This window comes from Nodosilinea sp. AN01ver1 (assembly GCF_050565655.1).
Taxonomy (GTDB): Bacteria; Cyanobacteriota; Cyanobacteriia; order Phormidesmidales; family Phormidesmidaceae; genus Nodosilinea.
In genome coordinates this window covers 1-19,478 of sequence record NZ_JBNXVS010000074.1, presented here as the reverse complement: position 1 = coordinate 19,478, position 19,478 = coordinate 1, and the positions used below count along the sequence as shown (strand labels likewise).

The window sequence follows — 19,478 nt, the reverse complement described above, 5'->3', positions numbered from 1 at the left end:
TAGCGATCGTAGGCCCCCCAATTCAACCGGAGCCGCAGAGCTGGAACGGGCAGGTGCCTTTTGCCGGGGCGACCGAGTCATTCCGGGTGGGCAACCCTGCCGCTATTCTCGCCGCTCGTATGCGGCCCACGCTGATTTCAGCCAATCCTCGGGTTGGCAAGGGGCTGACAGTGGCCCATGCCTACCGACAGGCCCAGGTGAAACAGGGCGCGGTGGTGTGGGTGATCCAGCCCAAGTACCACCCCAAGGAGCATGGCTACTGGGAGCAGGCTGACAACGTGCTGGGCTTCATGGCTGACTCGTTGGAATCCAAGGAAGACATCGACGACATCTGCGAGCAGATGCAGAAATTCATCTTTGCCTGGCGGCAGCTGCCCCAGCGGCCCAAGGTGCTGATCATCGACGAGCTGGCGATGATGAAGACAGCTTTTAAGGCCTGGTACGACGGGTTCCTGAAGTCGCAGCTGACGATGGAGCTGTCGTCGGGGGAGACGGATGACCGGGCGCTGTGGGCCATTACTCAGTCGTCACTGGTGGGCGATATCGGGGTCAGCGGCGGTATGCGGGCGACGTTTGATTTGCTGACCATCCAGACCCCCAGCAGCCAGAGCCATCTGGACAGCCTGCGGAAGTCGGACACCAGCATTCCACCAATCGAGGATGAGGTGATTTTTGAGCGATCGTTCTCACCCAAGCAGGCGGTCTTTTACCACTCAGAAGTTAAAGAATGGCTGCCGATGGTGGCCTATGAAGTGCCGAAACCGGGTTACGCCCCTGCAACGGCAGGTGCAACGGACGGAAACGAAGACGGGGCAAGGCTTTCACCTCTAGGTGAAACGAAAGTTTCCAAGTTTCCAGACCCCACTTTAGCCCCGGATCTGCCCCTGATCATTGCGGTAACCAACGCCCTGGCCCAGGGGATGCCCCGATCCCAAGTCATCAAAGAGGTGTTGGGTTGCACGGGCAAGAAGTACCAGGAGGGGTCCGATTTGTTCGACCGCATCAAATCCATCATTGAGGAAAATTCCTAATGGCTAGCTCCAAGAACAATCAACTCGCTAATAACAACAACGGCCCCGAGATCATCGACGGGCAAATCATCGACATAACGCCTCAGCTATCCTCACCGGGGCGGGGCAGCGGTGTCCAGCTCGCGCCACGCAATGCCATGCGCTCTAATGTGCAGGATGGCGGCTGGTTCGATGCCACCAGCGGCAAGCGTAAGCCCATTTTTGTCATCACTCCCGCCACCGACCCTTGGAGCATTTTTCCGGTGATTCGCAGCGGCCTCAGCTGTTTGCGGAACCACCCACTACAGACAATGGGTGGAGCCTTCATCAGCGTATGGGGCGGGTTGTTTGTGCTCTCAGCGGGGCTGAATGTCCTCCAGGGTTCGGCAGTCAAAGCCGGAGGTGACGTCTGGAATCCGGTGGTGGCGGGGACTAACTTCGGGGCCATGTTGGTGGTGCCGACGCAGAGCATCGCGGGCAGTGCCCATAAGGTATTGACCGGGGAAGAGCGGGTCGGTCAACCAATTGAGACTCGCCCCTACACTCGCGCTGTGAAGGTTGGGGAGTAGCGATGCTGTTCTGGCGCATCAGAACTCGGTACCTGCTGGCCCTGGCGGCGTTGTTCGTCGGGGCCGCGTTTTTAGACCTGAAGCAGCCGGGCCGGGGGCAGTTCTACAACCCGGTCTATGGAGCGAGGTCTTGGGTCAACACCCATCAGCCTGCGGCATGGCAGCTGGTGACCAGGGTGCAGGGCAACGATGCTCGTCTACAAGCCTGCGTGGCGGTGGCCCCTGACCCGGTGGCCCTCGATGCCACCAAGGCCGAACTGCGCAAGGCACTGGTGGGGAAGTCGGAGGCGATCGCCCTGGAGTGGCTGGGGCCACCGGCCTGTGCCTTAGGTAACGGGGCCTATCGCTGGGCTTTGGACAACGGCCTGGCCCTCGATGTGACGGTGACGGAGGGGGAGGTGACCCACAGTGAGCTCAACCGTTAAGGACATCAAGCCTCACTGGTCGGAGCTGCCGCCTACCTGGCGCTACGTGATTGGCACGGCCATGCAGGCGGGCGAACTAGTGCTCAAGCTGGGCTGCGTGGGGGCGATCGCCACTTCAGTCTGGGTAATGGTGGATCAAGAGACGAACGAAACCTGGGGGGCGAGGTTCAGGAAGGTCAGCGCCGTGGCGGAGGCGGTAGCTGGGTTCTACGACGATGACTTCAAAGCCCCGATCGGCAAGGGCGATGTGATTGCGGGCTACACAGTCAACTCGGGCTTTGGCCTGCGAATGCACCCGATTCACCAGGAGATGCGGATGCACTCGGGTATTGACCTGCCGACGCCGGAGGGGGTGGCAATCCATGCGATCGGCTACGCAGGCGATCGGGTGGCGGTGCGCTGCTGGAGCGACCCGAAGGGCTATGGCACGGTGGCGGATATGACCAGTTCGGCGTTCCCTGAGATCACCTTTCGGGCGGCTCACCTGTCCCACTGCCAGGGGGGTGAGCACCGGGCCGGGGCGGTGGTGGCGAAGACGGGCAACACGGGCGGCAGCACTGGGCCTCACCTGCACTGGGAGCAACTACAAGGCGGCGTGGCCCAGGCTCCGCAGAAGGGCTACTTGGTCTGGGCGTTGAATGGGCGCAAGCCGAATGAGCGGCTGGGGGATACGATCGCGCTCTACCAGGCGATTGTTGCGAAAGAGTCGGGCGGTGACCACAGGGCCGTCAACCCTGACACGGGGGCGCTGGGGCTGGGGCAGGTGATGCCGCAGAATCTCAATTGCTCCTGGGACGGCAAGCCAAAGAGTAACTGTGGCTGGGATTACGAGGTGCTGGGCCGCGATGTGTCGCCCCAGGAGTTTTTGCAGAATCCTGAGATGCAGCAGCAGATCGTGGGGGCCAAGCTGGAGAGTGCTCTACAGCGCCAGATTCAGGCGGGCCACGATATGAATACGGCGGTGAAGCGGGTGGCGGCGGAGTGGTACTCGGGCAATCCTGAGCTGGCCCACGATACGCGGCCCCAGGCGGGCTATGAGTCGATCAAGAGCTATGCCGACAGTGCGGCGGAGAAGTTCCACCGGCTAAGGCAAGAGAACCTGGAGAAATAGGCGCACACCGAGGGATAGTTTTGGATAGGCCATCGTTGCTACGCCCCTATTCGGGGGCTTCGCGGAGAGGCCACACAGTACGCCAAGGTTTGGGTAAAAAATGCAGAGGCCTCCTGCAGCGCCGCCCCCAGTGCGCTGGGATGGAAGTGGTTACTCGACAGCATCAAGGTATCAAAGGTTGCAATAGGCATCAAATGCTACAACCTTTGCCCTGCAAGGATTGCAGCCCTCAGGGAGGATAAGTGTTGTTATGACGCCTAAGCTCAAAGCCGTTGATATACTTAGGTTTCAGCGGTTTTTATACTACTGCCCTTAGTCGGCTGCGTCTGCTTCAGCTCGATTCTGTCTCAGCTGAGCCAGCACCTGCTCGTAGCTCATGCCGTCGAATCGGCCAGACTTGCGCACAGCTAAGGCCCTACGAACGCTCTGAGCATCGCTGTCGTCTTGGCTCATGCGAATCGAAAGGGGCACGTCGCCGGTGGCGATGATTGCGGCCAGTTCTTCTGTGGTCATGCCTAAGCCCCTACCTCCGCCAAATTCTAGACTGCCCTGGGGCTGTCCCTCGCTGGCTCCTCTGCTAATCAGGTTCTACGCTCACAAGCAATACGGCAATCCCTGAGGCTTCAGAAAGACTTACTGAAACAACCTTATCGCCTGCTCGAAGAGTCTTCTTTTCAGAATCGCTAGTCAAAAGCTCGTTCACTGTTTCGCTAAGTTGAGCGTTCCAGTCGTAACCTGGAGCAACCTCATCCAGAAAGGTGACGTTATAAAGAGCTAGTAAATCAGACGGAACTCCCTTTCCAATAAAAGTCATCATGGATGCTTTGGTCACAAGGTTTGTGGATCCGTACAGTTCCATCATGACAAGTTTGTCAGGTGAAGTGCCTAACAGCCTTGGTGTGCCATCCGTCAAAGGCGCGTCTTCAAACAAAAAGGCTGCGCCTAGCTGACTAAAGGTATCTCGAAAATCTGACTTGTTTACCCCAAGGTCGGGTAATCCTGCTAGCTCCGATGGTGCCTGAGGAGCAGGAGCCGCCGTCTTAGCATCATAAGCAGCATCACGCTGGTAAGCCACGCCCTGATTTGCAGTGTACTCAGCGATTTTGGCCTGGGCTTCGGCGTAGTCGGGGTGGTCTGCGGGTACCAGGTTTAGAGAGCCGATCGCCCATCCCCACTTTTCGGCAACACCCCTCTAAGCGGCCTCACCCGCGCTCTGGGCTGCTACTGCTGCCTCGTAGCCCTGCTGCTTGCCCTGGGCCAGGTAATCTGTCTGATCTAGTGGGGCCTCAGCTACCACAGCTGCCTCAGCGAGTTGTTCTGGTTCGGCCGTGATTAAGCCACAACTTGTTAATAACAGACAGGCAACTGAAGTCAATGCGATGGCACGGTTCATGGGGGCTTCTTAGTGGTTTTCCTAAAGATGCCCGATCACAATGGCTACCCATCCGGGTTCTGGAGCAATTTATGGAGAGTTCATAGGTTTGGACGCGAAACTGAGGACAAGGCAACTCGTCGTCTAGGTGGTGTGCACAATGTCTAAGCCTACCGATCGCATTCCGAGACAGCAAGTTGAGCGAGTCCATGGCTTAGGTTAGCTGCTCGGTACGCAATTGGCATAGTTGCGCGCGCAGGCAACTACTCAACGCTGCCCCGGTTGTAGTCCTAGCACCGCTATTGCGAATAAATGTTTCATCTGACAATTTTCAGAGGGCAAGACTAAATCTGAAGCCTTCTGCAACTCGGCCTGCGAAAAATGGCCTCGCTCTGCCATGAGCGGCTGACCTAGCGCATTCTTCAGCCTTGCTTAAGGGTACTGCCCGCTTGCGCCCCTTAGTGCAAACGAGGCGCTTTAGACTACCGCATCGAGTTCTCCAAGGTCGTCATGTTCTCATGCTGAGACTGTGTTCCAAGCCAAATTAAACTTCATTAACCCCCAGTAAGAAAGGATCGCGATGGGAACTCTAGGCATGCCCTTGCGGTTGTCTCCAGTTAGGTATTGCTGTCTATGAATATGTCATGGCCCCCCGAGCTAATCTTTAGCCTGGTTGACATCGCACCGAAATATACAAAACTTCTTACTCCGATCGCCGCTACAGCCCGCGATCGCCTAACGGAGTGGTTTCAGCAAGACGATTTCCTGGCCCAGGCGGCGATTCCCTTTGGGGCAACCAAAGACTCTAACAGTTGGGTCAGCAATGCCCTTGACCTCAAGCAGCAGGTGCTCGATGGCGACTATTCTGCCCGCTTAGAAGTTCGCAGCAGCACTGAACTACAGGGTGCCCTAGGGGCCTACAGTGCCACCGGCACCACCGGGCAGCCCACCGTTTACCTCAATGGCGATTGGCTGAGCGCCGCATCCGCCGAGCAAATTCAGTCGGTGCTGTTAGAAGAGTTAGGCCACAGTTTTGACAATCAGATCAATAGTGGTATTGACAGCACCGGCGATGAAGGAGCCATCTTCGCTACGCTGGTTCAAGGCATTGGCTTAAACGCTAACCAACTGGCTTCTTTGCAGGCTGAGGATGATACCAGCGTCATTAGCTTAGACGGTCAAGACTTGCAGGTTGAGCAGGCGATCGCCTTTGCGCCAACATCTCCCCTGTGGCAAAATCTAGCCCGCACTGGCGACCCGAACAAGGCCATTTCTGACGGTACATGGACGGCCAATGCCTCCGACCTGGTTGGCAATAGCGCTACGCCTTACATCCAAATTCAGGCTGATGGCACCACGATTGCCTTCAAGATACTGGCTGAGCCTCAGTCGGGCAACTTCAAAGCGCTGATGGGCGTTTTTGTCGATGTGGATGGGGACGGTAGCCCTGACCTGACAATTCAGGTGAACGTGGGCAACGTGACCAACGGTTATGCCGTCCTTGAGTACGATTTTATTCCTATCTTTAAAGGTATAACGGCTGATGCCAATACTCGGCCTAACAATACGGTTATACCGGCCTCTAATACCGGTACCTACTACAGCTTAAAAACAGGCAGCTCAACTAATCCATCCAACTTTAAAGTGTACGGGCCAGCGGTGAGAGTCGGCTCAGATGGCATCGTTGAGCTCGATGTCGATGGGGACGGTGCCAAGGAAAACTACTATGTTTTTAGCTTTACCCTGGCCCAGTTAGATGCGTTTCGTAGTTTAGTTGCTAACACCTATAACAGCGGCAATCCCTCATCGGTTTACAAAGAAATTCCCCAGTGGCCTAGCGATCAAACCAAAATTTACGCGGCTGGTTTAACCGCCTCCAACAGCCTCAATGCCGTCAACGGCGACATTGGCGGTGGCCCCTACAGCACCAGTAGCAGCTGGCAGGATATTTTTGGGTTTACGCCGCCGCTGCCCCCGATCGCCGCTAACGATATCGCCACTGTTTTAGAAGACAGTGCTCTGCCGGCCACCGGCAATCTGTTGGCCAACGATACCGACGCCAACAACGATGTGCTGCGAGTCACTCAGTTCGTTGTTGCAGGCACCCCCTATACCCTGGATGCTGGCACCCCCTCCCGCACCCTCAATCTGGCCAGCGGTACTCTGATCGTGAGCCGCGATGGAGCCTATAGCTTCCAGCCCGCCCCTAACTATGCTGGCCCCGTCCCGCTCGTCACCTACACCGTGTCTGACGGTGCGCTGACCACCACCGCGACCCTGTCTATCAGCATCACCCCGGTCAACGACGCGCCAGCCGGGGCCAATAAAACGGTCACTGTCAGCGAAGACAACGCCTATACCTTCTCAGCCAGCGATTTTGGCTTTACCGATGCCAACGACAGCCCGGCCAATAGCTTGCAGAGCGTTGTCATCACTACGCTACCTACCGCTGGTACCCTGACGCTCAATGGGGTTGCCGTTGCTGCTGGCACTGAAATTACTGCCGCTCAAATTCCCCTGCTGGTCTATACCCCAGCGGCCAATGGCAGTGGCACCAGCTATGCCAATTTCACCTTCCAGGTGCGCGACAATGGGGGCACGGTAAATGGGGGCATAGATCTAGACGGCACTCCAAATACCATCACGTTTAACGTGAATGCGATCAATGATGCGCCGATCGCCAGTGCCGATGCTCCCATAGCGCTTGAAGCAGGCGGCGCTAACAACACCACGGCAGGCACCAATCCGACGGGGAATGTGCTGAGCAATGATACGGATGCCGATGGGGCGATCGCCCCTGGGGTAACCCACACCGTTACCGCAGTTTCCCTTAACGGCATTACCACCGCGATCGCCGCCGCTGGTACCACGTCCATCACCGGGGTATATGGTGAACTCCAAATCGCCGCTAATGGCAGCTATACCTACATTGTCAATAACGCTAACCCCACAGTTGAAGCTCTCCGCACTACCGGCAATACCCTAGCCGAAAGCTTTACCTACACCGTCAAAGATGCAACCGGATTAACTGCGATCGCCGATCTCAAGGTAACCATCCAGGGGCAAAACGACGCTCCCATCGCCAATAATGACTTTAATTCCGTTGGCGGCACCACCGCTACCCTACCCAGTACCCCGATTACGGGCAACGTACTGACCAACGACACCGATGTAGATGCGGGCGATAGCAAATCGATCGGGGCAACTACCTCCACCGCCAACGGCTCTACCGCAGCAACAACTTCTGCTGTAACTATTGGTTCAGTTTCACCAACAGGTATAGCTTCTGCAACTATTGGATCGATTGGCCCCAGCAGTTTAGCTTATACAGTATCTACCCTCACAGGAATTGGCCCTGGTGGAGGCAATACAGTCATTGAAAATCTGAACTACGTTTTTGCAATAAACGGGGATAAAAACTCAATTATCCGGAATTCCAGCAATAACCCCATACAGGTATCAGGGGCGGTTTCGGTCAATGGAAATTCAATCGCTTTTTCTGCGGCTCCCGCCACAGCTTTTGTCTCGGGCCAAGTTTATTATTTCGACAACAGCGTTAATTTTAACGGAAGCTCCCAAACTTCTGCTGTACTGAATACGACAACTGTCCCTGCAAATAACGGCATCGAAAACGGTGACTTTGTCCGAATTAGTGGCGGCGCTGCGTTACTAGACGCCAATGGCAACCCGATCACCGTCACGTTAGCCGGTAGCACCATCACCTTCAGTGCGCCGACCGTGACGCCAATCAGTAATGGCACGGTTTTAAGCTTCACGACTGACGCGGCTGGTACCTTAAGCCCAAATACAGCCACGGTTTCAACGACTGGGGCTCCAGTCCCGACCAATAATGGCATTCAGATCAATGACTATGTCTTTATTAACAGTTCTGGGACACTTCTTCGTGATGTTAATAACAATCCAATCACTGTAACCAACACGACTGGCGGAATTACCTTTAGTGGTTCGACAGCAACCGCCCTACCGAGTGGAACAGTATTACGCTTCGCTACAGAGTTAGCAGGCACTACAAGTGTCAATACGGCTTCTACCACAGGGGCAACAACAACAGCCACTAGCAACACCGTCAGCGTCAGCGGCATCAATGGCTCAATTTCGGTGGGCATGACCGTCACGGGCGCGTTAGAAGGCGGCGGTACCTTTACCCGCACGGTGACAGCCTATGACCCTGTTGCCAAAAACATCACGGTCGATGGTGCGGCGTTGCAAGTCAGCACATCAAGTCCAAATCTCACCTTTACCCAGGCGCTCACGGGCACCGTAACCCTGACCGGGCAATATGGCACGCTGCAATTAAATACTGGCACCGGTGCCTATACCTATACCGCTTACAGCAACCTAACTAGCGGCAATAAGGTAGACACGTTCAACTACACCATGAACGATGGGTCGAACGCGACGAGCACCGCGACCCTCACCATCAACGTGAGTGTTCAAGCCAACCCGCCCAACGCGATCGCCGATGCCGTCACCGTCACCGAAGGTAGTGACATTGCCCCAGGTGGCAACAACGCTATTACCGGGGCGGGCACAGGCAATAATGCCGATACCGCCGCTGGGGGTACCCTCACCGTCACCGGGATTTCGTTCAATGGCACGACAGGCACCGTGGGTGCAGCCTTAGCGGGGGCTTACGGTGCCTTAACGATCAACAGTGATGGTAGCTACAGCTACAACCTGGATGATGCCAACGCGACGGTGGATGCCTTAAATGCTGGGCAGTCCCTCACTGATACGTTCCTGTACACCATCAGAGATGGTAGTAACAGCCAAACCGATGTCGCCAGCATCACCATCACCATACAAGGGGCGAATGATAACCCAGTGGCCGTAGCCGATGCCGCCACAGCCACCGAGGCGGGCGGCACTAGCAACAATGTCCCTGGATTTAACCCCACGGGCAATGTTCTGCTCAACGACACCGACAAAGATGCCGGTGACACCCAGATCGTGGCGAGAATTATTGCGGGCTCTGGTGCTCCGACCACCGCTGTTGCTGCTAACACCAATGTTGTCGGCACCTACGGCACCCTCATCATTAACCCCGACGGCAGCTATAGCTATACCGTCAATAACGGTAACACCACCGTTAACGCCCTAGCGGTTGGGCAAAGCGTCACCGATGTCTTCACCTACGAAGTAAGAGACGCCGCTGGCGGCACCCACACCACCAGCCTCACTATCACCGTCAATGGGGCTAACGATGCGCCGATCAATACGGTGCCAGCCCTGCTAACGGCTGCTGAAAACAGCAGCCTTGCGATCGCCTCCATCTCCATCAGCGACCCTGAAAACGCGGTTGGGCAAACCATTGCCAGTGAACTCGCCAGCGTTCAACTAGCGGTTAACAACGGCCAGTTGAGTATTGGCAATCTCAACGGAGCCACAATTTCTAGCGGGTCTAACGGGTCTACTACCCTCACCCTGTCAGGCAGCCAAGAGCAGATCAACCTCGCTTTAGCCACCCTCAGCTATCAGGGCAACCCATCCTTTAATGGAGCCGATGCCCTCACGGTTACTGCTACCGACGGGTTGGGGCTACAGGCCATCAATACCATTCCCATCACCGTCAACCCAGACAACCGGGCCCTGACGGTAACCAGCCCCACCGTCAACGAAGGCTCACCCTACGCCGTATTCACAGTCGATGGTGAGGCTGACCAGTTGGTCAGCCTCACCGTCGCTGCAGGAACGGCCACCCAGGGCAGCGATTTCTCCCCCAACCTCGAATATTGGAATGGCAGTGCCTGGGTTGAGTATGCCGGTACTCCAGCGGCCATTCCCAATACTTTGCCCGGTGGGGCTGCTAATCCCAATGGGCTGCTCTTTGTTCGCACTGCAATTCTCGACGATGCCGCTTTTGAGGGGGCAGAAACCTTTACCCTGACGGCTACCAATAGGGCGGGTACAGCGGCGGTGGGTACGGCTGCGATCGCAGACAACGGCACCGGCCTCACCTTTAACACCAACGGCGTCAGCGATGGCACCGCCGACGGCGCAGTCACCAAAGACGACGATCGCCCCCTAACGGTCAGCAGCCCCACCGTCAACGAAGCCTCCCCCTACGCCATCTTCTCGGTAGGGGGGGCCGCCAACCAGTGGGTCACCCTCGACCTCACCGACGGCACCGCCACCGGGGCCGGAACTGACTACGGCCCCGGATTGGAATACTGGAACGGCACCGCCTGGACGACCTACACCGCCAACGCGTTCATCCAGATTCCGGCGGCGGGCACCTTGCTGGTACGCACAGCAATTCTTCCAGATAGCGTGTATGAAGGGTCTGAGAACTTTGCCCTGACGGTCACCAATACCAGCGGCACCAGCACCCAAGGCCTAGGCACCATCGTCGATGACGGTACCGGGGTCAAATACCCAGGCACCGTAACCGGCGGCACTCCCGATATAGAGACCACTAATTTAGACAGTGATCTCAGTGTCAGCGTGGTGGCTGCCACGCCAGTGAATGAAGCCTCCCCCTATGCCCTATTCACCGTCACGGGTACAGCCGGGCAAAACCTTTTCCTCACCTTAGGCAACACAGTCTCCCCAGCCGACCAGGATGCCACCATCACCGGGTTTACGCTGGAGTACTCCTACGATGGCACCACCTGGTTGACCTACAGCACCGGAGACAATGACTACTCTGTTCCTGTGGTTCCAGGTGCCAGCGGCTCAGGCACTGTCTATGTCAGAGCCAACATTGGCAGCGAGGCAGATATCCTCTACGAAGGGCCAGAAACCTTTACCCTCAAAGCCGATATCATCACTGGGGCCACTGCCACTAGCACCGCCACCGCCACCATCGTCGATGACGGTACCGGCACAAAATTTCCCGGCACTGTGACTGGCGGCGTTCCCGACACAGAGACGACTGCCCTAGACGATGACCGCTTGCTCACAGTGACCAGCCCCACCGTCACTGAAGGCACTGACCCCTATGCCATCTTCACGGTTACCGGAGTTGCTGGGCAGACCGTTTCCCTTTCACCGACCGGTTCGGGGGCAAACCCAGCCACAGCAGAAACAGATGGTGTACTCAACAATGGCGAAGACTTTGGTAATGGTGGCCTGGAATACTCCTTAGACGGAGGGACGACTTGGACACCCTACATCGGAGGTAATGTCACCATTCCGACGGGGGGCAACTTCCAGATTCGCACTAGCATTACCGCTGATTCCCTAGTTGAAACCGCCGAAACCTTCTCGCTGACGGCGACCTACACCAGCGGCGGCACAAAAAACGCTGTCGGTACTGGCACTATTCAAGACGGCAATCTTCCCGTAACCGTCAGTAGCCCCACGGTTAATGAAGCGTCGCCCTACGCGGTCTTTACTGTGGGTGGAGTCGCCAACCAGCAGGTCACCCTCAGCCTCGCCAACGGCACCGCGACTGGAGGCACTGACTATGGTTCTGCCCTAGAGTATTGGGACGGTACGGCTTGGGTCAGCTACACCGCTAACGCGCTCGTAGGTATCCCCGCTGGTGGTACCCTGCTGGTGCGCACCACTATCACCAATGATGGGACATTTGAAGGGGCTGAAACCTTTACCCTAACGGCCACTAATACTGGCGGCACGGGCACAACCGGTGTCGGTACCATTGTTGACGATGGCACGGGTATTAAGTATCCCGGCACCGTAACCGGCGGGATCCCTAATACCGCGACTACCAACTTAGATGATGACCGTCCGCTGACGGTAAGTAGCCCCACGGTTAATGAGGCGTCGCCCTACGCGGTCTTTACCGTGGGTGGAGTCGCCAACCAGCAGGTCACCCTCAGCCTCGCCAACGGCACTGCGACTGGAGGCACTGACTATGGCTCTGCCCTGGAATACTGGGACGGTACGGATTGGGTCAGCTACACCGCTAACACCTTGGTTCCTATCGCAGGAAACGGCACGCTCCTGGTACGCACCACCATCGTCAACGATGGCACGTACGAAGGGACTGAAACCTTCACCCTGACGGCAACCAATACCGGTGGCACGGGCACCACCGGGACGGGCACCATCGTCGATGACGGAACTGGCATTAAATATCCCGGTACTGTAACGGGCGGGATCCCTGGTACTACAACGACGGCTTTAGACGATGACCGTCCGTTGACGGTGAGCAGCCCCACGGTCAACGAAGCCTCACCCTACGCGGTCTTTACCGTGGGCGGAGTTGCTAACCAGCAGGTCACCCTCAGCCTTGCCAATGGCACCGCAATTGGAGGCACTGACTATGGCCCCGGTCTGGAGTACTGGAATGGCACCGCTTGGGTCAGCTACACCACTAACACCTTGGTTCCTGTATCAGGCAACGGAACCCTGCTGGTGCGCACCACCATTGTCAACGATGGTACCTACGAGGGCGCTGAAACATTCACGTTGACGGCCACTAATACTGGCGGCACGGGCACCATCGGCACGGGCACCATCGTCGATGATGGCACTGGAACCAAATTCCCCGGCACCGTAACGGGCGGTATTCCTGATACCGCAACCACTAACCTGGATGATGACCGTCCGCTGACGGTAAGTAGCCCCACGGTTAACGAAGCTTCGCCCTACACGGTCTTTACAGTGGGTGGGGTAGCCAACCAGCAGGTCACCCTCAGCCTCGCCAACGGCACCGCGACTGGAGGCACTGACTACGGCCCTGCCCTGGAATACTGGGACGGTACGGCTTGGGTCAGCTACATTGCAAATGCGCCCGTGGGTATTCCCGCAGGCGGTACGCTCCTCGTCCGCACCACCATCGTCAACGATGGGACATTTGAAGGGGCTGAAACCTTTACGCTGACAGCCACCAATACTGGAGGCACTGGCACGACCGGCACCGGCACCATTGTCGATGACGGCACCGGCATTAAATATCCCGGCACCGTGACGGGCGGAATTCCCGATACTGCAACTACCAACCTAGATGACGACCGTCCCCTAACCGTCAGCAGCCCCACGGTTAACGAAGCTTCGCCTTACGCAGTCTTTACTGTGGGCGGAGTTGCTAACCAGCAGGTCACCCTCAACCTTGCCAATGGCACCGCAATTGGAGGAACTGACTATGGCTCTGCCCTGGAGTACTGGAATGGCACCGCTTGGGTCAGCTACACCGCTAACACCTTAGTTCCTGTATCAGGCAACGGAACCCTGCTGGTGCGCACCACCATTGTCAACGATGGTACCTACGAGGGCGCTGAAACCTTTACGCTGACGGCCACTAATACTGGCGGCACGGGCACCAATGGAACAGGCACCATCGTTGACGATGGCACCGGCATCAAGTATACCGGCACCGTAACGGGCGGTATTCCTGATACCGCAACCACTAACCTGGATGATGACCGTCTGCTGACGGTGAGTAGCCCCACGGTTAACGAAGCGTCGCCCTACGCGGTCTTTACTGTAGGCGGAGTGGCCAACCAGTCGGTCACCCTCAGCCTCGCCAACGGCACCGCGACTGGAGGCACTGACTATGGTTCTGCCCTAGAGTATTGGGACGGTACGGCTTGGGTCAGCTACACCGCTAACGCGCTCGTAGGTATTCCCGCTGGTGGCACCCTCCTGGTGCGTACCTCTATCACCAACGACGGGGTATATGAGGGCGCTGAAACCTTTACCCTGACGGCCACCAATACTGGCGGCACTGGCACCATCGGTACCGGCACCATCGTCGATGATGGCACTGGAACCAAATTCTCCGGCACCGTGACGGGCGGGATTCCTGATACCGCAACTACTAGCTTGGATGATGACCGTCCGCTGACGGTGAGTAGCCCCACGGTCAACGAAGCGTCGCCCTACGCGGTCTTTACCGTGGGTGGGGTAGCCAGCCAGCAGGTCAGCCTCAGCCTCGCCAATGGCACCGCGACTGGGGCTGACTACGGCCCTGCCCTAGAGTACTGGAATGGTACGGATTGGCTGAACTACACCGCCAATGCGCTCGTGGGTATTCCCGCAGGCGGTACGCTCCTCGTCCGCACCACCATCGCCAACGATGGGACATACGAAGGTGCCGAGACCTTCACTCTGACCGCCACTAATACCGGCGGCACGGGCACCGCCGGGACGGGCACCATCGTCGACGATGGCACCGGAACCAAATTCCCCGGTACCGTGACGGGCGGTATTCCTGACACCGCAACGACGGCTTTAGACGATGACCGTCTGCTGATGGTGAGTAGCCCCACCGTCAATGAAGGGGTAGATGCCTATGCTGTTTTCACAGTTACGGGGTTGGCTGGCCAGACCATAGCCTTAGGCACAGTGGGCTCGGGGACAAACCCAGCCACTAAAGAGAGCAATGCGACGCTCAACGATGGCGAAGACTTTGGCAATGGCGGTCTGGAATATTCTTTGGATGGAGGGACGATTTGGCTGCCGTATACCGGAGGCAATGTCACCGTGCCTGGGGGGGGCAACTTCCAGGTGCGCACTGGCGTTACCGCTGATTCCCTGGTTGAGGCTGCTGAAACTTTTTCGCTGACGGCGACCTATACCAGCGGGGGTACGAAAAATGCTGTTGGTATTGGCACTATTCAAGACGGCAATGGGTTGCCAGCTGCGGTAAACGATACCAATAGCATCAGCGAGGATGCGATCGCACCGGTTACCGGCAATGTACTGCTGAACGACGGTACTGGTCTCACCCTGGTTGAGTTGCAGGTAGGAGCGACCACAACCACCAATCCGGCTCAGCCCTTGGTGGGCAGCTACGGCAGTCTTACCTGGGCGAGCGATGGCACCTATAGCTACAGTCTCGACAACTCAAAGCCGACGGTGCAGGCGATTACAGTGGGCCAGAGCTTGAACGAGGTGTTTACCTACACCATCAGCAATGGCGGTGGCGGCAGCGATACGGCTACCTTAACCATCACCATCAACGGCACAAACGATGCCCCGGTGCTGGATTTGGATAGCACCCAGCCAGGGACAGGATATGTCGCGGTCTATGACCCAACCGCTGGGGCAAAGGCGATCGCCCCACCTACTCTCACCATCACCGACATCGATGACCCCACGTTGACCTCGGTAACCTTCACCCTGGTCAACCGATTGAACGGTAGCGACGAACAGCTAGTGGTAGGCACGCTGCCCAGCGGCATTACCGCCAGTGCCTACGATCCGACGACGGGCACCTTAACCCTGAAGGGGCTGGCGTCGCTCAGTGCTTATCAATCTGCGATCGCCGCTGTCGCCTACGAAAACACCGCCCTCTTCCCCAACCGGCAGAACCGCACCGTTGATATTACCCTCAGCGACGGCAAAGCCAGCAGCAACACTGCCACGACCCTGGTGCAGTGGGCAGGAGGTACCAACGGCACCAATGGCAACGATATTATTTATGGCGTCAACCCCGACGGCAGCATCAGCGGCCTGAGTAACCCCGACATTTTCTACGGCTATGGCGGCGACGACATCATTACCGGCGGCAGCGACACCGACGTGATCTTTAGCGGCCTGGGCAACGACGTGATCAGCGCGGGCGGCGGCAATGACTCAACCTACGGTGAAGCGGGCAGCGATGTGATCAACGGCGGCAGCGGCAATGACTACCTCGATGGCGGCGATGACGACGACGTGCTCAGTGGCGGCAGCGGCCATGACTGGCTGATTGGCGGTGCTGGTGCCGACGTACTCAACGGCGGCAGCGGTGATGATGTGCTGATAGGCGGTGCTGGCAACGACCTGCTGATTGGCGGCTTGGGTAACGACAAATTTAAGTACCAGGCGCTCACCGATGGTTTCGATACCATTCGAGATTTTGAGATTGTGGGCGATCGCATCGATCTCAGCAGCCTGGGCGGCCTGGGCTGGAGCAATGTGCAGCGCCAGCAAAGCGGCCTCAACACCCTGCTCTCGATCAATGCAGGGGGGCAAACCCACACCCTAGCTACCCTGCTCGATGTCAATGCCAACACCATCACCAGCCAGCATTTCCTGTTCACGGCCTAGCGGCCTGCCCTCAGACCCATCCCTACCCCCACGCTCTCATCAAGGTCATACCCCCCATGCCCATGACGACTCAAGCCATCAAGTGCCTCAGCCTGGCCCTGGCCAGCACCCTGCTGCCCGGAGGACTGCTCCCGGCAGCGGCCAGTCCCCAGGAGTTGGTAGCTCCTAAACCAGACCTGGCTCAACTGGATTTAGGGTTTAGCTCTGATCTAGTTTTGACCGAGACTTCCCTTCCACCCTCGGCAATAGTTGCCGAGGCCGTTGCTTTTGAGCTGGCGCAGGTGCCCTTCGACAATGCCGCCGAGCCAGATCTGCGAATTCGCCCTCGGGTAGGGGCCAGCTACAGCACCGCCAGCGGCAGTAACCCAGCCCTGGGCCGTTTCGAGGCCTTTGTTCCCCTCTGGCAAACGGTTGGCGACGAGCTGGGCTTTTTAGAAGGACGACTGCTAGTTAACAGCGACGACACCCTAGGGGGCGGCCTACTGCTGGGCTATCGCGGCTATAGCGAGACCGCAGAGCGCGTGCGCGGCGGCTACCTCAGCCTCGATGGTCGGGGCACGGGGGCGAGCAGCTTCTACCAGTTGGGCACTGGCTACGAAAGCCTGGGGCAAGACTGGGATTTTCGCTTCAATGCCTATTGGCCGCTGGGCGATCGCGATCGCACCATCACCGACATCGCCATCGATACCGGACTGCAAACCTCAACTCGCTTCCAGGGCAATCTGCTGCTGCTTGAAACCCAGCGCCAGCGCCAGCGACTGCTTCAGCAAGAAACTGCCCTAGGCGGCTTTGATGCCGAGGCCGGCACCCCCCTCGCCCGCTGGGATAACGGCAATCTCAAAGGGTTTGGCGGCATCTACCTCTACGGTGCCCCCAACTTGTCTAGCTACCTGGGCTGGCGGCTTCGGCTGGCCGCCGACCTCACCCCCAATTTCAACACCGGCCTGGCCCTGCAGGGGGATGGGCTGTTTGGCACCCGCCTGGTCTTTTCGGTGGGGGCCACTTTCCCTGGCATTCGTGCGGCAGCGCCATTTCCAGAGGTCGATCAGGTGCGCGCCCGCCTCGGGGAACCCACCGTGCGCCTGCCCGAAATTGCCGTGTTTGTGGCCTCCCAGACCGAGGCGTTTAGCACTCAAGAGTCGCAGCCCCTGCTCAACCCCGAAGAAGAGCAGGCCTACCGCTTTCAGCACGTGCGCCTAGGCGGCAGCGGGGGTGACGGCACCTTTGAGAACCCCTTTGGCACCGTTGCCGAAGCTCTCAACGCCACCGCCCGCGACGGCAATGACGTGGTCTATGTAGACGGCGCAACGGACGGGCCGATTCCGGCGCTCACCATTCCCGACCGGGTGCAGCTGCTTTCCCAGGGGCCGCGACAGTTGCTCTCGGGGCTGCCCTTCCCCGGCTTTGAGACGACTACCGCAAGGCTGCCCTTTTCCCCCGAACTCAACTATGCCGATGGCATTGTAGTTGAGCTGCCCTTCTCTGGGGATGGCAATTTTCCCCGCATCGACGGCGTTACGTTGGGCAACCGCACCGTGCTGGCGGGCTTTCGCTTTGAGAATACAGCGGGAGAGGCGGCCATTTTAGGACGCAGCATCAGCAACGTTGAGCTGCGCAACAACACCATCACCGCTCCCCAGCAGCGGGGGATTTTTCTCGACGATGTCGGTGGCAGTGCCGTTTTGTTTGACACTGTAGTCACCGATGCCCAGGGGGCTGGCCCCACATCGGGCCAGGGCATTTTTATTCGCAACACCACCACGTTTAACTCAATTCAGGCCACGATCGCAGGCTTCCAGGCCGATCGTAACCGGGTGGGCATTGAGCTTGCCGCCGAGGGAGTTGTCGCGCCGCCCTTCCAGGTGCCGAACCAGGAAGTGTCGATTGGCCCCAGCAGCACGGCCAACACCAGCATTGGTCTCAGCCCCGGTGCAGTGATTACCAACAGCGCCAGCAACAACAGCGCCGAGGGGGTTTTGATTAGGGCCAGCAACCTGGGTGGCCAAGAAATTGATCTGCAAGGCCTAGCCCTCAGCGACAACGGTAGCGACGGCCTGAGAGTTATCGGTGGAGTGCCCGGTGGCTTCTTAATTTCCTTCCAGGAAGTGCGGGTGCAAGATAGCGCGATCGCCCGCAACAGCGGCGCTGGCCTTCGCATTGAGGCCAATGAGTCAGCCACCCAGGAGTTCAACATCGACGGCAACCAGATCGTGGACAACGCCGGGGCCGGCATTATCAGCACCGCCGGCGACTCAGCGCTGCAAGAGTTTGTGGCCAAGCCCGAGCTGGGCTCCTTGGGCATTGGCAACAACATCATCACCGGCAACGGCGGCAACGGCATTGAGCTGACCACCACCGACGCCCAGACGCTGCTGGTGGAGGCCAACCAAAACCAGTTAGCCAACAATGCCGGAGGGCAGGATGTTCAGGTCACCGCCGACGGCACCGCTAGGGTCTGCTTCATTGCCTTCGGCAATACGACTGCCCCGGCAATTGCCCTCGACAAAGTAACCCTTGGCCTGTTTGAGGTGGCCGATCGTGACAACCTATCTTTCAACAATAATGGTGCAACGGTGAACCTTAGTCCTGCGCCCGGTAGCTTTACTAATATTGCCCGTCAAGCCTGTTTGTGAATTTTGCCCAATCACATTGCTATTCAGCAACACCAAATTTAGTATCACCAACCCTTCAACTCCGGCCACGAGCTCACAATGATTTTTACACTCCACTGAACCCGAAAGAAAGCTAATGCCCGGCACATAAGAGGAACCCCGATCCGGCTGCATAGTGGCCTAGGCTAGTTGCCCGCGCCGCAACCACTCCGCAGCAGAATACCTTATGGGAACCCTCTCTACATAAGGTATTCCGGCCAACCGAGAGATTTGGCTGCGACCTTTAGACCTCAGTACAAGGACAAAAGTTGGAGCGCCTGATTGAACTCAGTGCGGCGCAAGGTGAGATCGCAGGAGATACGCCGCAGGAAGTCACAGCCAAGCCGGAATAGACTCTTGGCCCTTCGCCCATGTG

Annotated in this window: 8 protein-coding genes and 1 pseudogene; 6 read left to right on the top strand and 3 right to left on the bottom strand. The window is 57.8% G+C overall.

The annotated features are described in order from the left end of the window. The 4 genes from ACQ4N7_RS28520 to ACQ4N7_RS28505 all read left to right on the top strand — a co-directional run. Nucleotides 1-1,031: hypothetical protein (locus ACQ4N7_RS28520; protein WP_430714832.1), on the top strand; the 1,031-nt coding region annotated here is incomplete at its 5' end. Beyond that, nucleotides 1,031-1,579 (top strand): hypothetical protein, encoded by a 549-nt coding sequence (locus ACQ4N7_RS28515; protein ID WP_430714831.1) that lies wholly within the window; start codon nucleotides 1,031-1,033, stop codon nucleotides 1,577-1,579. The genes ACQ4N7_RS28520 and ACQ4N7_RS28515, both read left to right, overlap by 1 nt. Before the next feature lie 2 nt (nucleotides 1,580-1,581). Next, nucleotides 1,582-2,004, top strand: coding sequence for a hypothetical protein (locus ACQ4N7_RS28510; RefSeq protein WP_430714830.1), 423 nt, complete (start codon nucleotides 1,582-1,584; stop codon nucleotides 2,002-2,004). After that, the gene (locus tag ACQ4N7_RS28505) at nucleotides 1,988-3,115 is read left to right on the top strand and encodes a peptidoglycan DD-metalloendopeptidase family protein (RefSeq protein WP_430714829.1); all 1,128 of its coding nucleotides are present in this window, start codon (nucleotides 1,988-1,990) and stop codon (nucleotides 3,113-3,115) included. The genes ACQ4N7_RS28510 and ACQ4N7_RS28505 overlap by 17 nt, the downstream gene beginning before the upstream one ends. Nucleotides 3,116-3,427: 312 nt before the next feature. Here the strand turns inward: ACQ4N7_RS28505 and ACQ4N7_RS28500 are convergent, their stop codons facing one another. Continuing rightward, nucleotides 3,428-3,628, bottom strand: coding sequence for a hypothetical protein (locus ACQ4N7_RS28500; RefSeq protein ID WP_430714828.1), 201 nt, complete (start codon nucleotides 3,626-3,628; stop codon nucleotides 3,428-3,430). Between the two features lie 64 nt (nucleotides 3,629-3,692). Next, nucleotides 3,693-4,190, bottom strand: coding sequence for a hypothetical protein (locus tag ACQ4N7_RS28495; RefSeq protein ID WP_430714827.1), 498 nt, complete (start codon nucleotides 4,188-4,190; stop codon nucleotides 3,693-3,695). A gap of 930 nt (nucleotides 4,191-5,120) precedes the next feature. On the opposite strand from ACQ4N7_RS28495, the gene ACQ4N7_RS28490 reads away from it, so the two are divergent. Continuing rightward, nucleotides 5,121-16,451 (top strand): VCBS domain-containing protein, encoded by an 11,331-nt coding sequence (locus tag ACQ4N7_RS28490; RefSeq protein WP_430714826.1) that lies wholly within the window; start codon nucleotides 5,121-5,123, stop codon nucleotides 16,449-16,451. Nucleotides 16,452-16,513: 62 nt separating this feature from the next. Beyond that, on the top strand, nucleotides 16,514-19,084 hold the full coding sequence (locus ACQ4N7_RS28485) for a right-handed parallel beta-helix repeat-containing protein (RefSeq protein ID WP_430714825.1): 2,571 nt from the start codon (nucleotides 16,514-16,516) through the stop codon (nucleotides 19,082-19,084). A 269-nt stretch (nucleotides 19,085-19,353) separates the two neighbouring features. Here ACQ4N7_RS28485 and ACQ4N7_RS28480 read toward each other — a convergent pair. After that, a pseudogene (locus ACQ4N7_RS28480) lies at nucleotides 19,354-19,478 on the bottom strand (IS4 family transposase); the annotation flags it as partial.